The sequence below is a fragment of the Rubellimicrobium thermophilum DSM 16684 genome (assembly GCF_000442315.1).
Taxonomy (GTDB): Bacteria; Pseudomonadota; Alphaproteobacteria; order Rhodobacterales; family Rhodobacteraceae; genus Rubellimicrobium; species Rubellimicrobium thermophilum.
On record NZ_KE557320.1, the window covers coordinates 1399341 to 1408678 of the forward strand.

Genomic DNA, 9338 nt, shown 5'->3' on the forward strand with positions numbered 1-9338 from the left:
GAGAAGGCCCGCAAGGGCGGGAGACGGCTTTCATGGGCTTGAAGCCCCTGCCCGAGGTCCATAGGCTTTGCCGCAGCCGCAACCGACGTCCAACGGGAGAGATCACCCCATGAAGACCGCGACCCTTCTCGGCGCCGCGTCGCTGCTGTCGCTTGCCACAATGGCGGCGGCACAGGATCCCGAGCTTCTCGTCCTCGACTATCCGGGCTTCGAGGATCCCAAGTTCCATGCCCCCTATGTCGAGGCGCATGGCCAGTCGCCCACCTTTTCCTTCTTCGGCGACGAGGAGGAGGCCTTCCAGAAGGTGCGGTCGGGATTTCGCGCCGATGTCGCGCATATCTGCGCCGGATCGGTGCCCAAATGGCAGGAGTCGGGCCTGATCGAGCCCTGGGACGTCTCGCGCCTGACCTATTTCGAGGATCTGAACGCGAGCCTGATGGGACAGGATGTCGCCGCGGGCGGCGATCTCTACTTCCTGCCGACCGATTTCGGCACCACCGCCATCGCCTACAACCCCGAACAGGTGCCGGCAGAGGACGTCGCCACGCTCGATGTGTTCCGCAACCCGGCCTATGCGGGGCGCATGGCGATCCCCGACAATGTGGACGATGCCTGGGCCCTGGCCTATCTCGCCACCGGGGTGACGGACTGGACCGAGGTGACGGACGAACAGTTCGAGGCCGCCGCCGCCTGGCTGCGCGAGGTGCATCCGAACCTGCGCACCTACTGGACCGATCCGGCAGAGCTGGCGCAGCTTCTCTCGACCGGCGAGGTCCTCATCGCCTGGGCCTGGAACGAGACCTACCCCACCATGAAGGAAGAGGGCCGTCCCATCGGCTTCCAGCGCGAACCGGCCGAGGGCTCCTCGGTCTGGCTCTGCGGGATGGTCAACCTCGTCAACGGGCCGGGCAGCGAGGACAAGGTCTATGACTATGTCAACGCCTTCCTGTCGCCCCAGACCACCGTGCCTCTGGTCGAGGCGGGCTGGGCCACGGCCAACGACACCGCCCTGCACGAGCAGGTGACCGAGGAAGACCTGGAGGCCTCGGGCCTCGGGACCATCGAGGCCCCGATCTTTGCCCAGCTTCCCATCAGCGTCGAATCGCGCGAGCGGCATGCCCGCGTCTTCGAGGAGATCAAGGCCGGGTTCTGAGCCGGCCGCGCAGGCGACCCGCAAGGCGGCCCCGATCCTGTCCCCGATCACCCCTCGCATCGCCCCGAAGGCGATGCGGGGCATGCGGGTGGGGCCTGTAGCGGGTCGCGGCAGAGATGTCATGGCAGGCGGGCCTCCCGATTCCGGATTCGGGAGGCAGGATGCCCCTCAGGGGTTGACAATCCGTTAACGCAACGCGCGCTCCGGGGGCGTTTTGCGCAACACCCCCGCAGCCGCTCGTGCTGCGGGCCCTGCCTTCGCCGCCCTCTCCGCCCCGGGCGGGACCGGATTCAGCCCTTGCCCAGCCGGTGCCAGCCGATCAGGCACAGGATCTCGGTCGCCACATGGGCGCCGGCGATGGCGGTCGAGCCCGTGGGATCATAGGGCGGAGAGACCTCCACCACATCCCCGCCCAGAACATGCAGGCCGGCAAGGCCGCGCAGCATCGCCGCCGCCTGCCAGGATTGCAGCCCTCCCCAGACCGGCGTGCCGGTGCCCGGCGCGAAGGCAGGATCCAGCGCGTCGATGTCGAAGGTCAGGTAACAGGGCGCCTGACCCACGATCGACCGGACCTTGCGCGCGATGGCATCCGGCCCCTCTTCATGGACGGCACGCGCGTCGAACATCGGCACGCCCAGCCGGTCCTCCGTCACGGTGCGGATGCCGATCTGGACGGAATGCGCCACATCCACGAGCCCTTCCTTCACCGCCTTGTAGAGGAAGGTGCCGTGATCGATCCGCTCCGGATCGTCGTCGGGCCACAGATCGCTGTGGGCATCGAACTGGACCACGGCAAGGGGGCCATGGACCGCGGCATGGGCGCGCAGGATGGGCAGGGTGATCGAGTGATCGCCCCCGAGCGTCAGAACCGCCGCCCCCTGCCCCATCAGCTCGGCCACGCGGGCCGTCAGGGCCGGCGGAAAGCCGGCCGTGCGGGCATAGTCGAAGGCCAGATCGCCGGTATCGACCACCGCCAGTTCCGACAGCGGGTCGAAGGGCCAGCCATAGGGCGGATCGCAGGGCTGGAGGGTGGAGGCCTCGCGGATCGCGCGGGGGCCGAAGCGGGTGCCGCTGCGATGCGTCACCGCCTGATCGAAGGGCACCCCCAGAACGGCCACATCGGCGCCGGTCGCATCCTTGCGGTAGCGGCGGCGCAGGAAGGATGTCGCCCCGGCAAAGGCATTCTCGAAGGCCGGTCCCTTCAGGTCGCCCGTCAGCGCCCGGTCGATCTCGCGCGAGGCATCCGCAAGGGCCATCTCAGATCTCCATCGGCAGGGCCCGCTCGATGAGGCGGGCGAGGAAGGACGCACCGACCGGCAGGGCCCGGTCGTCGAAATCGAAGGCAGGGTGATGGCAGAAGGGCGTGTCGCCATTGCCGAGCATCAGAAAGGCACCGGGCCGCGCCCGCAGCATGTAGGAGAAATCCTCCGCGCCCATTTCCGGTGTCATGGCGGAATTCACCTCATCCGTGATCTCGCGCGCGACATCGACGGCAAAGGCGGTGCGGCCGGGATCGTTGATGGTTGCGGGATAGCCGGGCAGGATCTCGACCGCAGCCTGCAGGCCGAAGGCGGCGGCCTGTCCTGCGACGATCTCCTCCAGCCGTCGCAGCGCCATCTTGTGCAGCGCCTCGTCATAGCTGCGGATCGTCCCCGTCAGGACGGCTTCGGCGGGGATGACGTTATAGGCGCTGCCGGCATGGATCTGGGTCACCGTGAGCACGAGCTGCTTCATCGGATCGGCCTCGCGCGAGGCGATGGTCTGAAGCGCGCCGACCAGGGCGCAGGCACCCGGAATGGGATCCCTCGCCTCGTGGGGATAGGCGGCATGCCCCCCCTTGCCCGTCAGCACGATGCGGAAGTCGTCCACGGCCGCCATGATCGGCCCCGGCACGGTCGCGAAGGCGCCGAGCGGCACACCGGGTGCAATGTGCAGCGCATAGACCTGCTCCACCCCGAAGCGGTCGAGCACACCTTCCTCCTCGACCATCACGCGGGCGCCGCCGCCCATCTCCTCGGCGGGCTGGAAGAGCAGCACCGCGGTGCCGGCGAAGGCGCGCGTTTCGCAAAGGTATTTCGCGGCGCCAAGCAGCATGGCCGTATGGCCGTCATGACCGCAGGCATGGGCACGGCCGGGAATCGCCGAAGCCCAGGGGGTGCCGGATTCGTCGGGCATGGGCAGGGCGTCCATGTCGGCGCGCAGGCCGATCCGGCCCTGTCCCGGCTGCGCCCCGCGGATCACGGCGACCACCCCCGAGGTGGCGATGCCCTCATGCACCTCATCGGCCCCGAATGCGCGCAGGAGCCCGGCCACGAAGGCCGCCGTCTGCGGCAGATCAAAGCCCAGCTCCGGATTGCGGTGCAGATGCCGCCGCCATGAGGTCATGTCCTCGGCAAAGGCGGCGATGCGGTTGACGACGGGCATGAGGACTCCGACAAGGCGTGCACCCGGCCGGTCTAGGCCGGGGAAAGGGGAAAGGGCAATGGGCGAAGCGGAGCGGGAGACCCGTCGTCTGATCGAGATCATGGCACGGTTGCGCGACCCCGAAGGGGGCTGCCCCTGGGATCTGGAGCAGGACTTCCGCTCCATCGCGCCCTACACGATCGAGGAGGCCTATGAGGTGGCCGATGCGATCGACCGGCAGGACTGGGAAGGCCTGCAGGGCGAGCTGGGCGATCTGCTGCTGCAGGCGGTCTATCATGCCCGCCTGGCCGAGGAGGCCGGCCTGTTCGACTTTGCCGCCGTCGCGCGCAGCGTCGCCGACAAGATGATCGCACGCCATCCCCATGTCTTCGGTGACGTCGGGATCCGCACGGCCGAACAGCAGACTGCCGCATGGGAAGCCCGCAAGGCCGAGGAACGGCAGGGGCGCACGCTCGATGGCGTGGCCCTGGCGCTTCCCGCGCTGCAGCGTGCGGCCAAGCTCCAGGCACGGGCGGCGCGGGTCGGCTTCGACTGGCCTGATGCCGGGGCGGTGCTGGCCAAGATCGCCGAAGAGGCGCGCGAGGTGGCCGAGGCCGAAGGCCCCGAAGCCCGCGAGGAAGAAATCGGCGATCTGCTGTTTGCCATGGCCAATCTGGCCCGCCATCTGGGCGTGGAACCGGAGACGGCGCTGCGCCGGGCCTGCGCCAAGTTCGAGCGCCGCTTTGCTGCCGTCGAGGACGAACTGGCCCGGCGCGGCCGAAGCCCGGCCCAGAGCGATCTGGCAGAGATGGACGCGATCTGGAACGAGCTGCGCGCGGCCGAACGGGTCTCCCGACAGGGGGCGGCAGAAAGTTGACGATTCCTCTAGGTCACTCTTGACCGACAGATTTGATCGGGATTAGGCAGGCGCCATCGCAACACAACCCGATGGAGCCGCGATGACCCTCCGAGCCGTTCTGCTGGCCTCCGGCGCTGTTCTGGCCGCCGCCCCTGCGCTGGCCGATGTCAACGTCTACACGACACGCCAGCCCGAGCTGATCCAGCCTGTCGTCGACGCCTTCACCGAGGCGACCGGCATCGCCGTCAATCTGGCCTTCGTCAATGAAGGTCTTGTCGAACGTCTCGTGGCCGAAGGGGCCCGCAGCCCGGCCGATCTGGTGATGACGGTGGATATCGCGAATCTCCAGCAGATCGTCGATGCCGGCGTGACCCAGCCTGTGGACAGCGAGGTGCTCGAGGCGGCCATCCCTGCCGAACTGCGTGATCTCGAAGGGCACTGGTTCGCCCTGACCAAGCGCGCCCGTGTCGTCTATGCCAGCCTCGATCGCGTCGCCGATGGCGAGGTGACGACCTATGAGGATCTCGCCGATCCGAAGTGGAAGGGCCGCATCTGCTCGCGTTCGGGCCTGCACAACTACAATCTCGCGCTGCTTTCGGCGATGATCGCCCATCACGGCGAGGACTATGCCCGGCAATGGGCGGCCGGTCTGCGCGACAACCTCGCCCGCAAGCCGCAGGGCGGCGACCGCGATCAGGTCCAGGCGATCTGGCAGGGCGAATGCGACATCTCGCTGGGCAACACCTATTACCTGGGCCAGATGCTGGCTGATCCCGAGCAGCAGGCCTGGGCCCAGTCCGTCCGCCTCATCTTCCCCACCTTCGAGGATGGCGGCACGCATGTGAACGTCTCGGGCATCGCCATGACCGCCGCCGCACCCAACCGGGACGAGGCGCTGCAGTTCATGGAATTCCTCGTCTCGCCCGAAGCCCAGGCCATCTATGCCGAGAAGAACCACGAATATCCCGTGGTCGAGGGCACAAAGCTGTCGGATCTCGTCGCCTCCTGGGGCGAGCTGAACCCTGATCGCCTCTCCCTCTCGGAAGTGGCGGGCCACCGTGCCGCCGCGGTGCGGATCATGGAAGAGGTGAATTTCGACGGCTGAGACCGGGGCAGACCGGGCTCTGCCGGCAAACGGAGCTGTTCAGGACCGGGGGGGGGTGCGCAGGCGCCCCCCCCTTTGCATCTCGGGGCCCAGCGGCAGAGAGGCTCAGCCCTCGGCCTTCTCGGCAAGGGCCAGCCACTCGTCCTCGGCGGCGGTCAGGGCTGCCTGCCTTTGGGCCAGCAGCTCGGTCGCCTTGCGGAACTTCACCGGCTCGCGCGTGAACAGGTCGGGATCGGAGAGCAGGGCATCAAGCCGGGCGATCTCGGCCGTCAGGCGATCGATCTCGGCGGGCAGCGTCTCGAGCCGGTGCCGTTCGGTGAAGGTCAGACCCTTGCGGGCCGAGGTCCGCTGCGGCGCCGGCCCCGACGGGGCAGATCCGGCCGCCGGAGAGGGCGCGGAACGATGCGAGGCGGAACGGCCCGGCACCATTCCGCTGCCCCCGAGCGGACGGCCGCCGCGCTGAGCCATCATGTCGCTCCAGCCCCCGGCATAGGCGACCGCCGTCCCGTCCCCTTCCAGCGCGACGGTCACGGTGGCGACACGATCGAGAAAGTCGCGGTCGTGGCTCACCAGCAGCACGGTCCCGTCATAGCCGTCGAGGACATCCTGGAGCAGATCCAGCGTCTCGATGTCGAGATCGTTGGTCGGCTCGTCCAGGACCAGGAGATTCGCCTGCCGCGCCATGATCCGCGCCAGCAGCAGCCGCGCCTTCTCTCCGCCGGAGAGCGCCTTCACCGGGGCGCGGGCCTGTGCCTCATCGAACAGGAAATCCTTGAGATATCCCACGACATGCCGCGGCTCGCCGCGCACCATGACCTGATCGGAGCGGCCGGCCCGCAGCGCCGGATCGCCCGTCAGGCTTTCCCAGAGCGTCGCTTCGGGATCGAGCGCAGCGCGGGTCTGGTCGAGAAGGGCCACCTCCAGATGCGTGCCATGCGTCACCGTCCCCGCATCGGGCTGGATCCGGCCCAGCAGCAGGTTCACGAGCGTTGTCTTGCCGGCTCCGTTCGGCCCCACCAGCGCCACGCGGTCACCCCGCTGCACGATCAGGTCGAAATCCCGGACGATGGTCCGCGTGCCGAATCGCTTGGTCAGCCCCTGGGCAACGATCACCCGCTTGCCCGAGAGGGGACCGCTTTCCAGCATCAGGGCCGCCGCACCCGGCCGGCGGATCTGCTCGCGCCGCTCGGCCCGGAGCGCCTCGAGCGCGCGCAGGCGCCCCATGTTCCGCTTGCGGCGGGCGCTGATGCCCTCCACCGCCCATCGCGATTCGGCCCGGATGAGGCGATCGAGCTTGTGGCGCTGGGCGTCCTCCTCGGCCCAGAGGCTGTCGCGCCAGTCCTCGAACTGATCGAAGCCGCGATCCTGCCGACGCAGGATCCCGCGATCGAGCCAGAGCGTCGCCGCCGTCACGTTCCGCAGCACGGCGCGATCATGCGAGATCAGGACGAAGGCGCCGCGATGGCTGCGCAGGCGCTCCTCGAGCCACTGGATCGCCGCGATATCGAGATGGTTCGTCGGCTCGTCGAGAAGCAGCAGCTCCGGCTCGGCGGCCAGCAGACGGGCCAGCGCGGCGCGGCGCTTCTCCCCTCCCGACGCGGTGGCCACGGGACGGGTCGGGTCGAAGCCCAGCCCTTCGGCCGCCTGCGCCACGCGCCAGTCCTCGCCCGGGGGCAGACCCGCGGCGGCAAAGGCGCCCAGCGTGTCGAAGCCCGACAGATCCGGGTCCTGCTCCATATAGCCCAGGGTCGTGCCGGGGCCGGTGGCGCGCTGGCCCCGGTCCGGCTCCACCAGGCCGGCCATGATCCGCAGCAGCGTCGATTTCCCCGAGCCGTTGCGCCCGACAAGGGCGATCCTGTCCCCCTCATGCACGGTGAGGGAGACCCCCTCGAACAGCGGCGTGCCCCCGAAAGTGAGGGCGATATCGGAAATCTGGAGCAGAGGGGCGCGGACCATGCGCGCGAGGTAGGGGCAGCCGGGGAGAGGGTCAACGGGGTCCTGCTGCCGGGGTCTGCCGTTGCCCCCTCTCCCGTGCGGCGGGACGCGGGGCAGCAGCCTTCGCCGCCGCCCCGGAGAGGATCAGATCGACACGCCCATCGCCACCGCCATCACGCGGGCCAGATCGGTGTTGTCATGATAGCGGGCCACATCGCCCCAGCCGACCAGCGCGGTGCCGTCGTCGCGACCGGTGGCGGCCTCGGCGATCAGGGCCGAACCGGGACCGCCGGACCAGACCGGCACCAGTTCGTTGGTATGGGTGTCATAGTGCCAGCGCAGATCCGGCAGGGCGCCCTGACCCCGGTTGACCACCGGCTGGAAGGCGAATTCGTCGGACTGCGGACCATAGGCCAGGCCGTTGCCGTGGTCGGTGGTGACGATCAGAAGGGTCTGCTCGAAGCCGCCATTGGCCTCGATCCAGGCCATCACCGCCTCGACCGCACGGTTGAAGTCGATCTGTTCCTCGATCAGGCGGGCGGTATTGTTGGCATGGGCGGCCCAGTCCACCGCGCCCCCTTCGACCATCAGGAAGAACCCCTCCGGCTTGGTGGCGAGATAGGCCAGGGCCCCCTTCGTCATCATCTCGAGGTTCGGCACCGAGGCGATCAGCCCGCCCATCCCCTCGCCGGAACGCTGAAACTGAAGCGTCGAATCGACCCGCGCAAGGCCCAGAACCCGATCCTTTGTCAGCTCCAGCCGGCCGGCGGCCAGCGCCTCGAAATCAGCCCTGTCGTCCAGGAGATGATAATCCGTCTGGCCCGAGATCAGCTTCATCCAGACATCGGGACCGCCGACATAGCGGAAATTCTCCTCGGTCGGGGTGCGATAGGCCCCGTCGCGGTCGAACATCGGATGGCCGGCGCCCAGCACGATGTCGCCGATCCCCGCCTCGACAATCTCCTGCCCGATGCCGGCATAATCGTTGCGGCTGCGGTTATGGGCCAGGAAGCTGGCCGGCGTGGCATGGCTGATCTGCACCGAGGTCACCACGCCCACGGCCTTGCCCGCGGATTTCGCGACCTCGCCCAGCATGCGGGCGGGCTTGTCATCCGCCGTCCAGTTGATGGCGTTGTTGTAGGTCTTGATCCCCGCCGACAGCGCGGTGCCGGCCGCCGCACTGTCCACATAGTTCTGGCGGACATAGTCATAGCCAGCAAAGAGCTTCGAATAGGTCAGCCCGGTCACGCTGCCTTCGAAGCTGCCCTCCACGGGGGCGGTGGACCAGGCCTGTGCGGGATCATAGGACACCTGCGGCGTCAGATCGCCCGTCGGCTCGGTCGCGGTGGAGAGCGGATAGGTCGTCATCAGCGTCCGCACGGGGAGACGGTCATAGGCCTCATGCCCGAGGGCGCCATGCCGGAAATAGGACGCGGCATGCCAGCTGTGATAGCCCGCCCCGTCCGAGATCATCAGAATCACGTTGCGCGCCGGCCCACCAGACTGGGCGAAGGCGGGTGTCGTCCGCAGAACGGCCGGAGCAGCCAGCGCCGCACCGGCCGTGAGCAGGAAATGGCGTCGGGGTCAGGGTCATCGGAGGTCTCCTCTGGTGGTCCTGACAGGCCGCTAACGCCCGAATGTCACAGCAGCGTGACAGCATGACCCGACGCCCTGACAGGCCGCGGGAAGGCCCCCGGCCCCGATGGTGCCCCCGAGGATGGCGCCACCCGAGGGCGCCCATGCCGCGGTTGCGCGTGACAGCGGTCATGCCCCTGACAGCGGCCCGCGCGCCCCCCGGCGGCGGCCCGTGCGCGCCCCTGACGGCCGCAGGCAGGACGGCCCCCCGACGGGCAGGACCCCCTCACGGTGCCCATGACCAAGAG

7 protein-coding genes are annotated in these 9338 nt (G+C 68.8%); 3 read left to right on the forward strand and 4 right to left on the reverse strand.

Features of this window, described 5'->3' with window-relative positions; genetic code table 11:
• Positions 1–109 precede the first annotated feature (109 nt).
• Complete coding sequence (locus tag RUTHE_RS07755) at positions 110–1153, forward strand: extracellular solute-binding protein (RefSeq protein ID WP_021097804.1); 1044 nt, start codon at positions 110–112, stop codon at positions 1151–1153.
• 290 nt (positions 1154–1443) lie between these two features.
• On the opposite strand, the gene speB is transcribed toward RUTHE_RS07755, so the two are convergent.
• Both speB and RUTHE_RS07765 read right to left on the reverse strand, forming a co-directional pair.
• Positions 1444–2409, reverse strand: a complete 966-nt coding sequence (speB, locus tag RUTHE_RS07760) for an agmatinase (RefSeq protein ID WP_021097805.1) — start codon at positions 2407–2409, stop codon at positions 1444–1446.
• Between the two features lies 1 nt (position 2410).
• Positions 2411–3577: a M20 aminoacylase family protein gene (locus RUTHE_RS07765; RefSeq protein WP_021097806.1), complete on the reverse strand. Its 1167-nt coding sequence runs from the start codon at positions 3575–3577 to the stop codon at positions 2411–2413.
• Positions 3578–3635: 58 nt separating this feature from the next.
• On the opposite strand from RUTHE_RS07765, the gene mazG reads away from it, so the two are divergent.
• On the forward strand, positions 3636–4433 hold the full coding sequence (gene mazG / locus RUTHE_RS07770; RefSeq protein WP_021097807.1) for a nucleoside triphosphate pyrophosphohydrolase: 798 nt from the start codon (positions 3636–3638) through the stop codon (positions 4431–4433).
• 82 nt (positions 4434–4515) lie between these two features.
• Positions 4516–5520, forward strand: coding sequence for a Fe(3+) ABC transporter substrate-binding protein (locus RUTHE_RS07775; RefSeq protein ID WP_021097808.1), 1005 nt, complete (start codon positions 4516–4518; stop codon positions 5518–5520).
• 105 nt (positions 5521–5625) lie between these two features.
• Here the strand turns inward: RUTHE_RS07775 and RUTHE_RS07780 are convergent, their stop codons facing one another.
• Positions 5626–7476, reverse strand: coding sequence for an ABC-F family ATP-binding cassette domain-containing protein (locus tag RUTHE_RS07780; protein ID WP_021097809.1), 1851 nt, complete (start codon positions 7474–7476; stop codon positions 5626–5628).
• Positions 7477–7599: 123 nt separating this feature from the next.
• Positions 7600–8928, reverse strand: a complete 1329-nt coding sequence (locus tag RUTHE_RS07785) for an alkaline phosphatase (protein ID WP_021097810.1) — start codon at positions 8926–8928, stop codon at positions 7600–7602.
• Between the last annotated feature and the right edge of the window lie 410 nt (positions 8929–9338).

What these genes read in the sequence shown, in the direction of transcription:
- RUTHE_RS07785 (WP_021097810.1), bottom strand. Translation starts at nt 8,928, where the DNA reads ATGATCTCGGACGGGGCGGGCTATCACAGCTGGCATGCCGCGTCCTAT.
- RUTHE_RS07775 (WP_021097808.1), top strand. Translation starts at nt 4,516, where the DNA reads ATGACCCTCCGAGCCGTTCTGCTGGCCTCCGGCGCTGTTCTGGCCGCC.
- speB (WP_021097805.1), bottom strand. Translation starts at nt 2,409, where the DNA reads ATGGCCCTTGCGGATGCCTCGCGCGAGATCGACCGGGCGCTGACGGGC.
- RUTHE_RS07765 (WP_021097806.1), bottom strand. Translation starts at nt 3,577, where the DNA reads ATGCCCGTCGTCAACCGCATCGCCGCCTTTGCCGAGGACATGACCTCA.
- RUTHE_RS07755 (WP_021097804.1), top strand. Translation starts at nt 110, where the DNA reads ATGAAGACCGCGACCCTTCTCGGCGCCGCGTCGCTGCTGTCGCTTGCC.
- RUTHE_RS07780 (WP_021097809.1), bottom strand. Translation starts at nt 7,476, where the DNA reads ATGGTCCGCGCCCCTCTGCTCCAGATTTCCGATATCGCCCTCACTTTC.
- mazG (WP_021097807.1), top strand. Translation starts at nt 3,636, where the DNA reads ATGGGCGAAGCGGAGCGGGAGACCCGTCGTCTGATCGAGATCATGGCA.